The 16,603-nt window shown below is 69.2% G+C and carries 12 protein-coding genes and 1 other RNA gene; 4 read left to right on the top strand and 9 right to left on the bottom strand.

The window, feature by feature from the left end; translation table 11 throughout:
* Positions 1-5 precede the first annotated feature (5 nt).
* From yicI to ACIBJH_RS18235, 3 genes are all read left to right on the top strand, one after another.
* Positions 6-2,246: an alpha-xylosidase gene (gene yicI / locus ACIBJH_RS18245; RefSeq protein WP_399117861.1), complete on the top strand. Its 2,241-nt coding sequence runs from the start codon at positions 6-8 to the stop codon at positions 2,244-2,246.
* On the top strand, positions 2,246-3,256 hold the full coding sequence (locus tag ACIBJH_RS18240; RefSeq protein ID WP_399117860.1) for a LacI family DNA-binding transcriptional regulator: 1,011 nt from the start codon (positions 2,246-2,248) through the stop codon (positions 3,254-3,256). Before yicI ends, ACIBJH_RS18240 begins: the two co-directional genes overlap by 1 nt.
* Before the next feature lie 109 nt (positions 3,257-3,365).
* Positions 3,366-6,236 carry a glycoside hydrolase family 3 C-terminal domain-containing protein gene (locus ACIBJH_RS18235; protein WP_399117859.1) on the top strand — a complete coding sequence of 957 codons (2,871 nt, stop codon included), beginning with the start codon at positions 3,366-3,368 and terminating at the stop codon, positions 6,234-6,236.
* Between the two features lie 56 nt (positions 6,237-6,292).
* Here ACIBJH_RS18235 and ssrA read toward each other — a convergent pair.
* From ssrA to ftsE, 5 genes are all read right to left on the bottom strand, one after another.
* Positions 6,293-6,680, bottom strand: a transfer-messenger RNA (tmRNA) gene (gene ssrA, locus ACIBJH_RS18230).
* A 105-nt stretch (positions 6,681-6,785) separates the two neighbouring features.
* A complete protein-coding gene (gene smpB / locus ACIBJH_RS18225) occupies positions 6,786-7,328 on the bottom strand; it encodes an SsrA-binding protein SmpB (protein ID WP_362983402.1) in 543 nt (180 codons plus the stop codon).
* A 46-nt stretch (positions 7,329-7,374) separates the two neighbouring features.
* Entirely contained in the window at positions 7,375-8,559 is a 1,185-nt protein-coding gene (locus ACIBJH_RS18220; RefSeq protein ID WP_399117858.1) for a S41 family peptidase, read from the bottom strand.
* Positions 8,560-8,626: 67 nt separating this feature from the next.
* Complete coding sequence (gene ftsX / locus ACIBJH_RS18215; RefSeq protein ID WP_019065988.1) at positions 8,627-9,544, bottom strand: permease-like cell division protein FtsX; 918 nt, start codon at positions 9,542-9,544, stop codon at positions 8,627-8,629.
* 55 nt (positions 9,545-9,599) lie between these two features.
* Positions 9,600-10,289, bottom strand: coding sequence for a cell division ATP-binding protein FtsE (gene ftsE, locus ACIBJH_RS18210; RefSeq protein WP_019065989.1), 690 nt, complete (start codon positions 10,287-10,289; stop codon positions 9,600-9,602).
* A 251-nt stretch (positions 10,290-10,540) separates the two neighbouring features.
* Between ftsE and ACIBJH_RS18205 the strand changes: the two genes are divergently transcribed.
* Positions 10,541-10,732, top strand: coding sequence for a hypothetical protein (locus tag ACIBJH_RS18205; protein ID WP_043679302.1), 192 nt, complete (start codon positions 10,541-10,543; stop codon positions 10,730-10,732).
* Positions 10,733-10,828: 96 nt separating this feature from the next.
* Here ACIBJH_RS18205 and ACIBJH_RS18200 read toward each other — a convergent pair whose 3' ends face one another.
* From ACIBJH_RS18200 to ACIBJH_RS18185, 4 genes are all read right to left on the bottom strand, one after another.
* Positions 10,829-11,449 (bottom strand): hypothetical protein, encoded by a 621-nt coding sequence (locus tag ACIBJH_RS18200; protein ID WP_399117857.1) that lies wholly within the window; start codon positions 11,447-11,449, stop codon positions 10,829-10,831.
* Positions 11,450-11,761: 312 nt separating this feature from the next.
* Entirely contained in the window at positions 11,762-12,868 is a 1,107-nt protein-coding gene (gene prfB, locus ACIBJH_RS18195; RefSeq protein ID WP_399117856.1) for a peptide chain release factor 2, read from the bottom strand.
* Positions 12,869-13,159: 291 nt separating this feature from the next.
* The gene (locus ACIBJH_RS18190) at positions 13,160-14,401 is read right to left on the bottom strand and encodes a serine/threonine-protein kinase (protein ID WP_399117855.1); all 1,242 of its coding nucleotides are present in this window, start codon (positions 14,399-14,401) and stop codon (positions 13,160-13,162) included.
* A gap of 144 nt (positions 14,402-14,545) precedes the next feature.
* Positions 14,546-16,264 carry a serine/threonine-protein kinase gene (locus ACIBJH_RS18185; RefSeq protein WP_399117854.1) on the bottom strand — a complete coding sequence of 573 codons (1,719 nt, stop codon included), beginning with the start codon at positions 16,262-16,264 and terminating at the stop codon, positions 14,546-14,548.
* Positions 16,265-16,603: the final 339 nt, after the last annotated feature.

The following is a 16,603-nucleotide window of genomic DNA, read 5'->3' as shown; positions in this document are numbered from 1 at the left end:
CCCACGTGAAGTTCACCGACGGCTACTGGCTGCTGCGCGAGGGCGTCACCGCCGCCCACCCGGTCGAAGTCCTCGATGTCACCGCCCCGGACGGCGCGTTGGAGATCCACGCGCCGACCGTCCCCATCCGCCACCGCGGCGACCTGCTGAAGGGACCGGTCGTGACGATCAGCGCCCACGCCCCGATGCCCGACGTCATCGGCGTCACCTTCACCCACTTCGAGGGCGAGCAGCCGCGCGGCCCCCAATTCGACGTGCGGACCGAGGACTTCGCGGTCCATACGTCCTACGACGACGAGCGCGCGACCCTCACCTCCGGTGCGCTGTCGGTCCAGGTGGCGCGCACCGGGCCCTGGCACGTCGACTTCCTCGCCCACGGCCGGGTCCTCACCGGCAGCGGCCCCAAGGGCATGGGCATCATGCGGGACGCGACCGGCGCCCACTACCTCCGCGAGCAACTCGGCCTGGGAGTCGGCACATCCGTCTACGGACTCGGCGAACGCTTCGGCCCGCTCGTCAAGAACGGCCAGGTCGTCGACATGTGGAACGCCGACGGCGGCACCGCCACCGAACAGGCCTACAAGAACGTCCCGTTCTATCTGACCGACGCGGGCTACGGCGTCTTCGTCGACCACCCCGGCCGGGTCTCCTTCGAGGTCGGCTCGGAGGCCGTGTCGCGGGTCCAATTCAGTGTGGAGAGCCAGCAGTTGACGTACTACGTCATCTACGGCCCCACCCCCAAGGACATCCTCCGCAAGTACTCCGCCCTCACCGGCCGCCCGGCTCTCCCGCCCGCGTGGTCGTTCGGGCTGTGGCTGTCAACGTCGTTCACCACCTCGTACGACGAGGAGACGGTGACGTCCTTCATCGAGGGCATGCGGGAGCGTGAACTCCCGCTCTCCGTCTTCCACTTCGACTGTTTCTGGATGCGCGAGTTCAACTGGTGCGACTTCCAGTGGGATCCCCGGGTCTTCCCCGACCCGGAGGGCATGCTCGCCCGGCTGAAGGACCGCGGGCTGCACATCTGCGTCTGGATCAACCCGTACATCGCGCAGCGCTCACCGCTCTTCGCCGAGGGCAAGGCGCTCGGGCATCTGCTGCGCCGGCCGGACGGCAGCGTCTGGCAGTGGGACCTGTGGCAACCGGGCATGGCCTTGGTCGACTTCACCAGTCCGGCGGCCCGCGACTGGTACGCGGGCAAGCTGGAGGCGCTGCTCGCGCAGGGCGTCGACTGCTTCAAGACGGACTTCGGCGAGCGGGTCCCGGTCGATGTCGCCTACGCGGACGGCGCGGACCCCGAGCGGATGCACAACTACTACACCTACCTCTACAACCGCACGGTCTTCGACGTCCTGCGCAAGCACCGGGGCGAGGGCGAGGCGGTCGTCTTCGCCCGCTCGGCCACAACCGGCAGCCAGAAGTACCCCGTTCACTGGGGCGGCGACTGCGAGGCGACGTACGAGTCGATGGCCGAGTCACTGCGCGGCGGCCTCTCGCTCGGCCTGTCCGGCTTCGGCTACTGGAGCCACGACATCGGCGGCTTCGAGGGCACCCCGACCCCCGCCCTCTTCAAACGCTGGCTGGCCTTCGGCCTGTTGTCCTCCCACAGCCGTCTGCACGGCAGCTCCTCGTACCGCGTCCCGTGGCTCTTCGACGAGGAATCCGTCGACGTACTACGGCAGTTCACCCGCCTGAAGCTGAGCCTCATGCCGTACCTCTACGAGACCGCGCGCACCGCCTCCGCCGAGGGCGTGCCGATGATGCGGGCGATGGTGCTGGAGTTCCCGGACGACCCAGGGTGCGCGCATCTGGAACGGCAGTACATGCTCGGCAGCGATCTGCTGGTCGCGCCCGTCTTCAGCGACGACGGAGACGTCTCGTACTACGTCCCCGAGGGCACCTGGACCCACTACCTCACCGGCCGTACGGTCACCGGACCGCGCTGGGTGCGCGAGAAGCACGGCTTCGACAGCGTGCCGCTCCTCGTCCGGCCGGGCGCGGTGATCCCGGTCGGCGCGGTGTCCGACCGGCCCGACTACGACTTCGCCGACGGGGTCACCCTGCGGGCGTACGGCCTGGAGCGGGGCGCGCAGGTGACGGTGCCGGTCGGCGATGTGACCTTCACCGTCGTACGGGAAGCGGACACGCTCCGGGCGTCGTGCAGTGACCCGTCGGTGGCGTGGGCGCTGGCCGCCGGGGGGCGGTCGAAGTCGGGCAGCGGGTTCCTCACCCTGGAGCTGGGCTGATGGTGAAGATCACCGATGTGGCCCGGCACGCCGGGGTCTCCCCCAGCACCGTGTCGTACGCGCTGAGCGGCAAGCGTCCGATCTCCGAGGAGACCCGGCAGCGCGTCGAGGAGTCCATCCGCGAGCTGGGCTACCGGCCGCACGCCGGTGCCCGCGCCCTGGCCAGCAGCCGGTCGAACGTGCTGGCCCTCGTCATCCCCTTACGCACCGGCATCCACGTGCCCGTGGTCATGCAGTTCGCGATGTCGGTGGCGACCACGGCCCGGCGCCACGACCACGACGTCCTGCTGCTCACCCAGGAGGAGGGCGAGGAGGGGCTGCGGCGGGTCGCGGACTCGGCGCTCGTGGACGCGATGATCGTGATGGACGTCCAACTGAACGACCCCCGGCTGGCGTTGCTCCGTTCCCTGGACCGGCCGTCCGTCCTGATCGGCTTCCCGGCCGAGGCCGACGGACTGACCTGCATCGACCTCGACTTCAAGGCGGCCGGCGAGCTGTGCGTGGAACGGCTCGCGGGGCTCGGGCACCGGGTCGTCGCCCTCGTCGGGTCACCGCCCGAGGTGTACGTCCGCCGAACCGCCTTCGCCCAGCGGGTCGTTCAGGGCTTCACGGCCGCCGCGCACCGCAACGGGCTCATCTCCTGCGTCCACCCCTGCGAGCCGGCGCCCGCCGCGGCAGCCGCCGTGGCCGAACAACTGCTGCGTGAACAACCCGCGTTGACCGGAGTCGTCGTCCACAACGAACCGCTCCTCGAACCCCTCGTCGACGCCTTCGAGCAGCTGGGCCTGCGCGTCCCCGGCGATCTCTCGATCACCGCGATCTGCCCCGACGAACTCGCCGAGTCCGTACGGGTCCCGGTCACCTCGGTCGCGCTGCCCGCCGCCGAACTCGGCTCCCGCGCGGTCGAGTTGCTGATGAAGAAGCTGGGCGGCAAGACCGTGCCCGACGCGACGCTGCTCGCACCCCGGCTGACGGAACGCGCGAGCACGGCACCGCGCCACGCGCCCTGACGTTCACAACGCCCGTGTGCAAGGCCCTACTTGAAGGAGCCGCGACATGAAAGGCAAGAAAAGAAGTCAAAGAACAGGCCACAGAACAGGCCACAGAACCACGCTCGCCGTGGCGTTCGCCCTGATCGTCGGCCTGGGAGCGACGGTCCCGGCGACGGCCGACACCCCGTACCCCTTCCGCGACCCGACTCTCCCCGTCGGCAAGCGTGTTGACGACCTCCTCGGCCGGCTGACCCTCGACGAGAAGATCTCCCTCCTCCACCAGTACGAGCCCGCGATCCCGCGCCTCGGCATCCAGTCCTTCCGCACCGGCACCGAAGCCCTGCACGGCGTCGCCTGGCTCGGCAAGGCCACCGTCTTCCCGCAGGCCATCGGGCTCGCCTCCACCTGGGACCCGGCACTGATGGAACAGGTCGGCTCGGCGGTCGGCGACGAGGCTCGCGGCTTCCAGCAACAGCGCCCGGACGGCTGGGGGTTGAACCTCTGGGCCCCGGTGGTGAACCTGTTGCGCGACCCGCGCTGGGGCCGCAACGAGGAGGGCTACAGCGAGGACCCCGAACTGACCGGCGCCCTGTCCACGGCCTACGGCGAGGGCCTGACCGGCGGCGACCCGGACCACCTCAAGACGGCCCCCACCCTCAAGCACTACCTCGCCTACAACAACGAGGTCGACCGCGCGACCACCTCCTCCGACCTGCGCCCACGGGTGGAGAAGGAGTACGACGAGGCCGCCTTCAAACCGGCGATCGCGGCGGACGCGGCCACGGGCGTGATGACGTCGTACAACCTCGTCAACGGCCGCCCCGCCACGGTCAATCCGGACCTGGACGCTGTCGTACGGAAGTGGACCGGCCAGGACCTGCTGAACGTCACCGACGCCTTCGCTCCCGGCAACATCGTCACGCCCCAGCAGTACTACCCCACGATCGCGGAGGGCGACGCGGCGGCGCTCAAGGCGGGCGTCGACAGTTTCACGGACAACAGCGCCGACCCCGGTCCGACGACTTCCGCGATCAACTCGGCGCTGCAACAAGGCCTGTTGAAGGTGTCGGACATCGACAAGGCAGCGTCGGACATCCTCTCCGTCCGCGTCCGGCTCGGTGAATTCGACCCGGGCGGTGGCAAGTACGGCTCGATCGACGCGTCGGTCATCGACAGCCCGGCGCATCGGCAGCTGGCGCGCAAGGCGGCGGCCGAGGGGACGGTACTGCTCAAGAAAAGTGTGTCACTTCCGCTGAAAACGACACAGAAAAATGTGGCAGTGGTCGGCCCCCTCGCCGACACGCTCTACACCGACTGGTACTCGGGCACACTCCCCTACGCCGTCACCCCCGCGCAGGGCATCGCCGCGAAACTGAAAGCACCCGTGGCCACCAGCGAGGGCGTCGACCGCATCGCCCTCCGCGACACGATCACCGGCAAGTACGTCACGGCCGGCACCGGCGACACGGGCACACCCTTGCAGGAGACCGCCAACACCCCGACGACCGCAGCCCAGTTCGACGCGTTCGACTGGGGCTCGGGCATCGTCACCCTGCGCTCGGCCGCCAACGGCAAATACGTCGGCTACAACTGGTCGAACTTCGTCAACGACCAGACGCAGCCCAACGGTTGGTACGTCCAGCAGCAGTTCAAGCTGGAACAGCAGGACGACGGCACGTACTTGCTGAAGTACGCGGGCTACGAGACCGCCGAGTCCTGGTGGTCGAACCCGGTCTACCTCGGCCCGACCGACGCCAACGGCACCCTGGGCCTGGTACCCAAGGACCAGGCGGCGCACTACACGAAGGACGTGGTCCGCAACGGCATCGACGACGCCGTGACCGCGGTGAAGGGCAAGGACACGGCGGTCGTCGTCATCGGCTCGATGCCGTCGATCAACGGCCGCGAGGCCCACGACCGCACGGACCTGTCCCTGGCCCCCTCCCAAGAAGCCCTGGTCAAGGCGGTCCACCAGGCCAACCCGAAGACGATCGTGATCGTCGAGAACAGCTATCCCACCACGCTGGGTGCTGTGCAGAAGGAAGTCCCGGCCCTCCTCTGGACCTCCCACGCCGGCCAGGAGACGGGCAACGCCCTCGCCGACGTCCTCTACGGCGACGTCAACCCGTCCGGCCGCCTCACCCAGACCTGGTACCGCTCGGACGCCGACCTCCCGTCGATCCTCGACTACGACATCATCAAGTCCGACCGCACCTACCAGTACTTCCAGGGCACCCCCCTCTACCCCTTCGGCTACGGCCTCTCGTACACGACCTTCCGCTACGGCACCCTGAAACCCGTCGCCGGCGGCTACGAGGTCCCGGTCACCAACACCGGCACCCGCGCGGGCGACGAGGTCGTCCAGCTCTACACGCACCAGCGCACGTCCCGCGACAAGGAACCCCTGAAACAGCTCAAGGCCTTCCAGCGGGTGTCCCTCAAACCCGGCGAGACGAAGACGGTCCGCCTGAAGCTCACGCAGCAGGACCTGGCCCACTGGGACGTCACCCGCTCGAAATGGGTCGTGGAATCCGGCACGTACGACGTCATGGCCGGAGCGTCCTCGGCGGACATCCGCAGCCGTACGACCTGGCAGGTCCACGGGGAGACCATCCCGCCCCGGAACCTGTCCCGAACGACCCGCGCCGAGAACTTCGACGACTACTCCGCCGTCCACCTCGTCGACGAGTCCAAGGCGAGCGGCACGGCGGTGGGCGCGGCGGCGGACGGCGCCTGGCTGAAGTTCGCGGACACCCAACTGGGCGCGGGGGCAAGGACGTTCACGGCTCGGGTGGCGGGCACGGCAACCGGCACGATCGAGGTGCGGCTCGGCTCCCCGACGGGAAAGCTCGCGGGGACGGTGCACACGGCGGCGACTTCATCGTCGTACGACTACGAGACGGTGACCGCGGATCTCTCGGGCGCGGCGAAGGGCCGTACGGACGTGTATCTGGTCCTGAGCAACGGGCTGCGCATATCAACCTTCACTGTTCGGTGAGGTGACAGGAAAAAGCCCCCGCTGCCGAAGCAGCGGGGGCTTTACCCACATGGGATGAGTGGAGATGGCGGGAATCGAACCCGCGTCCACCGGTGCAGAATCAGGGCTTCTCCGTGTGCAGTTCGCTGTGCTTTTCTCGGCCCCGGCAATCACGCGAACAAGTCGCCGACGGGCCCAGCCACTGTTTGATTTCCCACCGGACCCCGTGACCGGGCCCGATGGTTTAGTTCCCTAGATTATGCCAGGGTCCGGGTCGGGAACATCCCCGGTCTGACACCCTTTTAGGGTCCTTCAGTCGCTGTTATTAGGCAGCGAGGGCGAAGGACTGGGAATCGCTCTTGGAATTGGCGATTATTGGTTGCGACATATGGTTAACGAGATCATTGCCGCTTCCTCGACACGCTTCACCTGCTTCGACAGCCGCTGTCGAAACCGATCATCCCCATGTTGTTTTTTCAAGCCCCTCCGAAGAGGGTCACACACCCGCTGTGGGGTGCAGTAGCCATCGTACGTGACCAACGCACGCCGATGCCACCGTATTCCCCGTGGCTACTGGCCCCGCTGCTTCCGCTTCGCCGCCGCGATCGCGCGGTCCGACTCCCGGCGGTCCTGCTTCTCGCGCAGGGTCTGCCGCTTGTCGTACTCCTTCTTACCTCGCGCGAGCGCGATCTCGGCCTTCGCCCGGCCGTCCTTGAAGTACAGGGCGAGGGGCACGATCGTGTGACCCGTCTCCTCCGACTTCGACGCCAGCTTGTCGATCTCCTCGCGGTGCAGCAGCAGCTTGCGCTTGCGGCGGACCGTGTGGTTCGTCCAGGTGCCCTGGCTGTACTCGGGGATGTGGGCGTTGTGCAGCCACGCCTCACCCCCGTCGATCTGGACGAAGCCGTCCGTCAGCGAGGCGCGCCCCTGGCGCAGCGACTTGACCTCGGTGCCGGTCAGGACGAGCCCGGCCTCGTAGGTGTCGACGATCGCGTAGTCGTGCCGGGCCTTCTTGTTCTGCGCGACGATCTTGCGCTTGCCGTCCTTGGCCTTCGCGGCCCCGCCGCCCTGCTTGGGCTGGGACTCCTTGGGTACGTACATTCCCTTGCTCATAGTGCTGCCCATTTTCGCACTACCAGGGGCCATGAGGGAAAGGCGATTACGAAGCGTCCCCGAGGCCGCTCAGTACAGTCTCCGCGCGTTCTACGGCCGTCTGTCCCTGCGCGGTGACATCGAGGTCGGGGGTGATGCCCCGGCCGTCGACGGTGTGGCCGGAGGGGGTGCGGTAGTGGCCGACGGTGAGTTCGGCGACGACGCCGTCGGGCAGTTGGCTCGGCATCTGGACCGAGCCCTTGCCGAAGGTCCTGGAGCCCACGACGACCGCGCGGCCGCGGTCCTGGAGGGCGCCGGTGAGCATCTCGGCCGCGCTCATCGTGCCGCCGTCGACGAGCGCGACCAGGGGTCTGGTGGTGTCGCCGCCGGTGGCCGCGTGCAGGACCTGCTGCTCGCCGTCGACGTCGTACGTCGCGACGAGGCCGCCGTCGAGGAAGGCGGAGGCGGTGGTGACGGCCTCGGCGACCAGGCCGCCGGAGTTGCCGCGCAGGTCGAGGATGAACCCGGAGTCGACGGGGGCCTGGCGGACGGCGGTGCGGACGATGTCGCCGACGCCCTTGGTGAAGGCGGAGATCTTGATGACGGTGACCTCGCCGGCGGGTCTGGTGACGGTCACGGAGTCGGTGGAGAGGCGGGCGCGCCGTACGGTCTCGCTCCACGCGTGCGTGCCGCGTTCCAGGCCGAGGGTGACGGTGGTGCCGGCGGCGGCGTCCTGGGCGTCGCCGCGCAGTAAGGACACGACCTCGGTGACGGGTTGTCCGTCGACGTTCTCGCCGTCGACGGTGCGCAGCCGGTCCCCCTTGCGGACGCCCGCGGTGGCGGCGGGCGACCCGGGCTGCACCCGGGTCACCTCGATCCGGCCGTCGCGCTCCCGGCGGGCCCAGAGCCCGACGCCGGTGTACTGGCCGTCGAGGGCCTCCTCGAACTCCTCGTACTCCCCTTGGGAGTACACGGCGCCCCAGCGGTCCCCGCTGCGGCTGACGGCGCGTTCGGCGGCCTCCATGGGCGACTTGCCGTCGGCCTTGGCGTCGGCGGCGGCCTTAGCGACCTCCTCCGTACGGCCGAGGGGCGCCGAACGGGCCGTACCGGACGCCGATCTACGGTCCGGGCTGCCGGGTTCCTCGAACGAACCGGTCGCCGCACCGGCGACGAGCACACTCGCGAACACCAATGTCAGGGCGGCCCCGCGGCGGATGCGGCGGGGCTGACAGAACAGGTCGCGGCCTGACATGGCGGTGAGTCTAGGACAACGGGAAGGGCCGCACGGGCGGTTGCCCGTACGGCCCTCTTGGCATGCGTCACACCTTCAGGTACTTGCGCAGCGCGAAGAACGCTGCCAGCGCAGGCATCAGAAGGCTCGTCGCGAGGATGAGCGGGAGCTTGGTGAGGACGGCGTCCCAGCCGATGAAGTTGATCAGATTGAGTTTGTGGGACAGGTCCAGGCCGTGGTCGATGATGAAGTACCGGCCGATCACCAGGAATCCGCAGGCGACCGTGCCGCCGATGAGACCGGCGACGGCGGCCTCCATGATGAACGGGGCCTGGATGTAGAACCCGGACGCGCCGACCAGCCGCATGATGCCTGTCTCACGGCGACGGCTGAACGCCGAGACGCGCACCGTGTTGACGATCAGCATCAGGGCGACGACGAGCATGAGGGCCATGACCGCGCGGGCGGCCCAGTTCATGCCGTTCAGAAGGCCGAAGAGGTTGTCCAGGATGCCCTTCTGGTCCTGCACGGACTGGACGCCGTCACGGCCGTCGAAGGCGGTCGCGATGACCTGGTACTTCTGCGGGTCCTTCAGCTTGATGCGGTACGACTCCTGCATCTGGTCCGGGGTGAGCGAACTGGCCAGCGGGGAGTCGCCGAACTGCTGCTTGTAGTGCTTGTACGCCTCGTCCTGCGACTCGTACGTGACCTTCTGGACGACCGACATCTTGTCGAGGTCGGACTTGATCTGCGCCTTCTGGTCGTCGGTCACCGCGCCCTTGGCGCAGTTGGGGTCGGACTCGGCGTCGCTCTTGTTGCAGAGGAAGATCGAGACGTTGACCTTGTCGTACCAGTAGCCCTTCATGGTGGTGACCTGGTCGCTCATCAGCAGCGAGCCGCCGAAGAGGGCCAGGGACAGGGCTACGGAGACGACGACCGCGAAGGTCATCGTCAGGTTGCGGCGGAGACCGACACCGATCTCGGACAGTACGAACTGGGCGCGCATGGCGGCTGCTTCAGGCCTTTCCGTGGACGGACATCAGACGGCGGTCGAACGGCGGTCAGTGCTGGTAGCCGTAGACGCCACGTGCCTGGTCACGGACGAGGCGGCCGCCCTCCAGCTCGATGACGCGCTTGCGCATCTGGTCCACGATGTTCTGGTCGTGCGTCGCCATCACCACGGTGGTGCCCGTCCGGTTGATCCGGTCGAGCAGCTTCATGATGCCGACGGAGGTCTGCGGGTCGAGGTTGCCGGTGGGCTCGTCCGCGATGAGGAGCTTGGGCCGGTTCACGAAGGCTCTCGCGATGGCCACGCGCTGCTGCTCACCACCGGAGAGTTCACCGGGCCGCCGGTCCTCCTTGCCGCCCAGCCCGACGAGGTCGAGCACCTGGGGCACGGACTTGCGGATCTCGCCCTTGGACTTGCCGATGACCTCCTGCGCGAAGGCCACGTTCTCGGCGACCGTCTTGTTGGGCAGCAGGCGGAAGTCCTGGAAGACGGTCCCCAGCTGGCGGCGCATCTGCGGCACCTTCCAGTTGGAGATGCGGGCGAGGTCCTTGCCCAGCACGTGCACCTGGCCCTGGCTGCACCGCTCCTCGCGGAGGACCAGCCTCAGGAAGGTGGACTTTCCGGAGCCGGAGGACCCCACGAGGAACACGAACTCGCCCTTCTCCACTTCCAGGGAGACGTCCCTGAGAGCGGGGCGGGTCTGCTTGGGGTAGACCTTGGAGACACTGTCGAATCGGATCACGGGAGCACCACGGGTAGCCGGGGGTAGGTGAGCGTGACCATACGCGACCTGGGTGTGCCCGCGCAGTCGCCCTCCAGGGTTGTGCGAGGCTTGCACGTTTTGTCGCGGATCTGAAGGGCTGGAACGCACAAGGTCGGGGCAGGATAAGGCGAGCCGCGCCGAATCCCGCGGAACCTGGCACAGTGGAGGGGGAACGTTCTGGTTTCCCTGGGCGTTGTGGCTGTGAAAGCCGGTGCAAGGAGGGCGAGCGCATGACGTACGACCGGTTGGTGTGCGCGAACTGCGCGGCGCCCGTGAACGAGGGCCGCTGTCCCGTCTGCCGCGCGAACCGCGAGCGGCTGCAGCAGGAGAACCCGTGGGGCAATCTCAACCCCATGGCATTGATCGCCCTGCTCGCGGTGCTGATCGCGGCGCTGGCGCTGGTGGCGCACCAGACCGCGTAGGCGGCCTGGACAAGGACACGCAGAAGGGCCCGGAGCGACAAGCTCCGGGCCCTTCGTCGTACGACGTGCGTACGGTCCGTACGGGGACGGCTACCGTCAGGCGATCGTGCCGCCGCGGTTGCTGCTCGCGAGGCGCGGGAGCACACGGAAGGCGATGCCGCCGGCGATCATCGTCGCGGCGCCGATCAGCAGGAACGCGGTCTGGCCGGCACCGGTCTCGGCCAGCTCGCCACCGCTGCCCTGGGCCGTGGTGTCGGAACCGGTGTCGGTGAGGGCGGAGGTGCCGGCCTCCTGGGCGGAGGAGCCGCCGTCGGGGTCGGTGTTGTTGCCACCGGTGGAGCCGGAGCCGCTGGTGCTGCCGTCCGTCGGGCTGTCGGTCGTCGGCTCGTCCGTCGGCTCGGTGGGGTTGTCCGTGGGCTCGGTCGGCTCGTCGGTGGGAGGAGTCGAGCTGGGCTCGGAGGTCGGCGGCGTCGAGCTCGGGACGCTCGTCGGCGAGTCCGGAGCGGTCGGCACGGAGGTTTCGGTCGGCTCGCCCGAGGGCGGCGTCTCGGTCGGGTCGTCGGGACCGGTCTTGAGGTTCACCGCGATCCCGCTGTCGTCCACACTCGCGGTGAGGTCGAGCGCCGATGCGGCACCCGCGGCGGTCAGCGAGGCGCCGGCGGCGATGATCGCGCCCGCCGCTATGCGCGCGACACGGATCCGCGTCTTCTTCGTCATTAGGTTGCTACCCCCATGTAGCTCGTCGTCAGTGGTGCGCCGGTGTCCGGGGCCGTGATCGACAGGGGTAGCGGCTGACGAAAGCTCGACTCCCCCGGTTCACATGCGCCCCGGAGACACGCATGCCACGCTTCACCCTTCCCATTTTTCACAGCAACGTCAAGGCCGTTGCGAGCGCAATGTCCAACTAAGCGCTCTTTGCCGGAGGATGGAACCTGTGAGTGTGATGTAAAACCCAGACATCCGGATACACGAAAGGCAACTGCCGCCCGGTGGACGGCAGTTGCCTTGTCGACAAAGGAACGTACGGGGTTACTTCTCCTGCTGCTTGCGCCAGCGAATTCCGGCCTCAAGGAAGCCGTCGATCTCGCCGTTGAACACAGCCTCGGGATTACCGACCTCGTACTCCGTGCGCAGGTCCTTGACCATCTGGTACGGGTGCAGGACGTACGAACGCATCTGGTTGCCCCAGGAGTTGCCCCCGTCGCCCTTGAGGGCGTCCATCCGGGCCTGCTCCTCCTGGCGGCGGCGCTCCAGCAGCTTGGCCTGGAGCACGTTCATCGCGCTGGCCTTGTTCTGGATCTGCGAGCGCTCGTTCTGACAGGAGACGACGATGCCGGTGGGGAGGTGGGTGAGGCGGACCGCGGAGTCGGTGGTGTTGACGCCCTGACCGCCGGGACCGGAGGACCGATAGACATCCACCCGCAACTCGGACTCGTCGATCTCGATGTGATCGGTCTGCTCGACGACCGGAAGGATCTCGACACCGGCGAACGAAGTCTGACGGCGGCCCTGGTTGTCGAACGGCGAGATCCGCACCAGTCGGTGCGTACCCTGCTCGACGGACAGCGTGCCGTAGGCGTACGGGACGTGCACGGCGAAGGTCGTCGACTTGATGCCGGCCTCTTCGGCGTACGACGTCTCGTAGAGCTCCGTCTTGTAGCCGTGGCGCTCGGCCCAGCGCAGGTACATGCGCTGGAGCTTCTCGGTGAAGTCGGAGGCGTCGACGCCGCCGGCCTCCGCGCGGATGGTGACGACGGCCTCGCGGGAGTCGTACTCGCCGGAGAGGAGGGTACGGACCTCCATCTCGTCCAGCGCCTTCTTGACGGCGGTCAGCTCGTTCTCCGCCTCGGCGAGGGTGTCCGGGTCGTCCTCCTCCTCGGCCATCTCGAAGAGGACCGAGAGGTCGTCGATCCGGCCGCGCAGGGCCTCGGTCTTGCGGATCTCGGCCTGGAGGTGACTCAGCTTGCTGGTGACCTTCTGCGCCGCCTCCGGGTCGTCCCACAGGGAGGGCGCTGCGGCCTGCTCCTCAAGGACGACGACATCTGCCCTCAGCTTGTCCAGGTCCAGGACGGCCTCGATCGACTCCATGGTCGAGGAGAGGGACTTGAGCTCTTCGGAAACATCGACGACTGCCACGCCTCCAGCGTAACGGCTCCGCCAAGCGGGGTGCGCCGAGCCTCCGGCGACTGATGCGGACGTACCTGGGGGCTCCGCCCCCAGACCCCCGACCTATGCCCACCCACCACCCGACTCGGTCCCTCAAGAAGTGACCCACTTCAAGCCCGTCCGACTCGGTCTCCCGAATCCCGGTCCGCGCCACTCAGCCCGTCCGGCGTTTGAGGACGAGGCCGTTCAGGCCGAAGCGGGGGGCTGGGGGCGGCAGCCCCCAGGGACGGGACGGGTAGGGGCGGCGGGGGCGAAAAACCCTCAAGGCGAAGCCGGTGCCGAGTTCTTCGTGTCCGGGGACGTCGCCCCGGAGTCGTCCCCCGACGTCGCCGCCCACGTACCGACCCCCACCGCCGCGACCAGCACCACCGCCGCCGCCCCCAGCGTCAGCCGCCGACGCCGCGTCGCCGCCCGGTGCCGCGCCGAGCCGGGCCGCGGAGCCCCCGCCGCCCGCGGGGCACGGGCCGTGCCGCGCGCCCCACCCGCCAGTTCGTCCGGCGCGGGCACCCGCATCGAGGTGTGCGTGTCCCGGTTGGAGTCGGCCGGCTTGGCGCCCGGCACCAGCGGCACGGCCCCCCGCCGCACCCGCTCACCGCGCGCGGGCGTGGCCACCGGCGCCTCCTCCGCCTCCGCGTCCTCCTGCTCGGTGTCGGGCTCGTCGACGTCCAGTGGAGGCATCCCGGCCAGCAGCGGCAGTTGCTCACGCAGCCGGGCCCCGAGTTCGGAGGCCCGCAGCCGGGACGCCGGCGCCTTCGCCAGGCACTGGACGAGCAGCGCCCACAGCTCCTCGGGGATCCCGGGCAGCGGTACGACGGTCTCGGTGACATGGCGCCGTAGCACCGCGCCGGGGTGGCCGCCGCCGAACGGCGTGAATCCGGCGAGGAGTTCGTACAGGACGGTCGCCAGGGCGTAGATGTCGACGGCCGCGCGCGGGGGCAGGCCCTCGACGATCTCGGGGGCGAGGTAGTCGGGCGTGCCGATGATCTTCGTGGCACGGGTGCGGCGCGGGGAGTCGATGAGTTTGGCGACTCCGAAGTCCGTCAGCAGCGCGGGGTGCGCGCCGCCGGGTCCGAGCGGGCCCTGCATGTCGAGGAGCACGTTCTCCGGCTTGACGTCCCGGTGCACGACACCGGCCGCGTGGGCCGCCGCGAGTCCGTCCGCGATGTCGGCGACGATCGCGACCGCAGCCTCGGGGGCGAGCCGGCGTTCCCGGTCGAGGCGGGTGCGCAGGTCGGTGCCGCGGACCAGGTCCATGACGAGGGCGAGGTCGTTGCCGTCGACGACCAGGTCCCGTACGGACACGATGTTCGGGTGCTCCAGGCCGAGCAGGGCGGTGCGCTCCTGCACAAAGCGGCCGACAAGCTCCTGGTCGGACGCGAGGTCCTCGCGCAGCAGCTTGACGGCGACGGGCCCCTCGGGACCCTCGCCGAGCCACACCGTGCCGGCGCTGCCCCGCCCCAGGATCTGGTTGGCGGTGTACCGGCTGCCGATCTTCCGTGCCAAGACTGCTCCATCCAGACGCGTGTTGTCGTTAAAACTACGCGTCGGATGAGCCAACCTTCACCGCAGAGGCGGAAATCACCCACTGGGTGTCGACAAATCACCAACACAGCGCCGGACTTGGGGCTTTGCGCCGCCGATGGAGGGTCAGTTGTTCCCGCCGGAACCCAGATCCTTGGCCCAGCCGCTCACCTTGTCGACGACGCCGGTGATCTCGCTCCAGTAGCTCTGGCCCGTGCCGATCCAGTCCTTCAGCGGGGTCAGCTCCCAGACGAGCCAGCCCGCGACGAACAGCAGGACGATCGTGAAGAGGCAGCCCTTCAGGCAGCCCAGTCCGGGGATCTTCATCGGGTTGGCGCTGCGCTGCCGCGGCTGCCGGGGCTCGCGCGCCGGCTCCTGGGGCCGCTGCTGCGGCTGCTGGGGCTGCCTCGGCGGGGCGTACTGCTGCGGCTGTTGCTGCTGCGGATAGCCGTAGCCCTGCTGCGGTTGCTGGGGCTGCTGGGGCTGCTGGCGCTGGGAGGGCCGCTGCTGCGGGCGCTGCTGGGCGGCCTGGCGGGGCTGCTGCGGCTGCTGCTGGGGGCGGGAGACCTGGCGCTGGGGGCGGCGGCGCAGCGGGTCCTCGCCCGGGTCGAGGTAGGGCTGGAACTGGGTCTGTTCGTTGCGGTCACGGGCGGCGCGCAGCTGGTTCTGCCAGGGGTGCGGCTGCTCGGGGCCGGGGCCGGACGGGTTCTGCTGGCCCTGCCCGCCCTGCTGGCCGTACGGGTTCTGCGGCATGACCGTGGTGGGGTCGGCCGCGCCTCGGTTCGGCATGACGGTGGTCGGGTCGGCGGCGCCCAGCGGGCCGCCGGTGTGCGGGAGGACGCTGGTCGCCGCGTTCGGGTCGAAGCCGCCCGCGCCGTGCGAGAGGACCTGCGTCGGGTCGGCGGCGCCGGGGACGTCTGGTACGGCGGCGGGCGCGGGGTCGGGGGCGAGCAGCCTGCCGACGTTCTCGGCGGCGGCGATCTGCGCGGAGTTGGCGTGCACGCCGATGCCCTCGGCGACGACGCGCAGGCCGCGGGCGAGGTTCTCGGCGCTGGGCCGTTCGTCCGGGTTCTTGCGCAGGCAGCGCTCGATGACCGTCCACAGCGGGTCGGGGACGGTCGAGGGGCGGCGCGGTTCGGCGCTGAGGTGCTGGTGCAGGACTTCGAGGGCGGAGCCGCCGGAGAACGGCGGGTGGCCGGTGACCAGCTCGTACATCAGGATGCCGGCGCCGTAGATGTCCACGGCGGAGGTCTGCGGGCGGCCCTCGGCGGACTCCGGCGCGATGTACGCGGGCGTGCCGACGAACTCGTGGGTGCGGGTCAGGCCCGGGGAGTCGGCGAGGCGGGCGATGCCGAAGTCGGTGAGCATCGGGTGCATCTGGCCGCCGCCCTGCTTGAGCAGGACGTTGGCCGGCTTCAGGTCGCGGTGGACGACGCCGTCGGCGTGGCTGGCGGCGAGCGCGTCGGCGATCTGCGCGGTGAGCAGGGCGGCGCCGACGGGGCTGAAGGGGCCGTTCTCGCGCAGATAGCGGTGGAGGTCGGGGCCCTCGATGATGTCCATGACGAGCGCCAGGAGGTCACCCTCGACGACCAGGTCGCGGACCCGGACGATGTTCGGGTGGGTCAGGCGCAGCAGCACCGACCGCTCGCGCAGGAACCGCATCACGATGTCGGGATCGCTCGCGAGTTCTTCCTTGAGGACCTTGATCGCGACGGTCTCACCGGGCTGACCCTGGACGGCCGCCTCGGCGCCCGCGGTCTCACGCTGGCGGGCCCGCCAGACGGTGCCCGTGGCGCCGCGTCCGAGCGGCTCCTCCAGGAGGTACTTGCTGCCTACCGGCCGCACGTCTGCGCTCCCTGCTGCTTGCCTGTGTTCCGGTCCACTGTAGTGCCGCCCCTCTTGGGGCTACCTACGTAAGCATCGCCGTACATGTTCGAAGGAAAGACGCTCACCCCGGTCTCCCGGTTGCCCCAATGGTCACCGAAGCCGGACATGACCGGTCTCACTCGATCACCGGTGCGGCACTGGTCAGGCACTTTTGGGGACAGAGCTGACCAATCAAGATCACTTGCTGCCGGGCCCCGGGCGAGTTGTCAGTGGCAGGTGCGAGGATGCGTGCAGAACTGGCCGATGTGCTCGCGCGGGGTGGGGGAATATTCCGCGCCCGGGGCAGAAGGGACCGCT

It is taken from the genome of Streptomyces sp. NPDC050548 (genome assembly GCF_044457385.1).
GTDB lineage: Bacteria > Actinomycetota > Actinomycetes > Streptomycetales > Streptomycetaceae > Streptomyces.
The sequence above is the reverse complement of the archived record's forward strand: the minus strand, read 5'-3'. Positions and strand labels throughout refer to the sequence as shown.

Bases quoted from the DNA above. Each gene is read 5' to 3' on its own strand.
- ACIBJH_RS18240 (WP_399117860.1), top strand. From the start codon at position 2,246: ATGGTGAAGATCACCGATGTGGCCCGGCACGCCGGGGTCTCCCCCAGC.
- smpB (WP_362983402.1), bottom strand. From the start codon at position 7,328: ATGAGCAAGGGAATGTACGTACCCAAGGAGTCCCAGCCCAAGCAGGGC.
- ACIBJH_RS18220 (WP_399117858.1), bottom strand. From the start codon at position 8,559: ATGTCAGGCCGCGACCTGTTCTGTCAGCCCCGCCGCATCCGCCGCGGG.
- ftsX (WP_019065988.1), bottom strand. From the start codon at position 9,544: ATGCGCGCCCAGTTCGTACTGTCCGAGATCGGTGTCGGTCTCCGCCGC.
- ACIBJH_RS18205 (WP_043679302.1), top strand. From the start codon at position 10,541: ATGACGTACGACCGGTTGGTGTGCGCGAACTGCGCGGCGCCCGTGAAC.
- ACIBJH_RS18200 (WP_399117857.1), bottom strand. From the start codon at position 11,449: ATGACGAAGAAGACGCGGATCCGTGTCGCGCGCATAGCGGCGGGCGCG.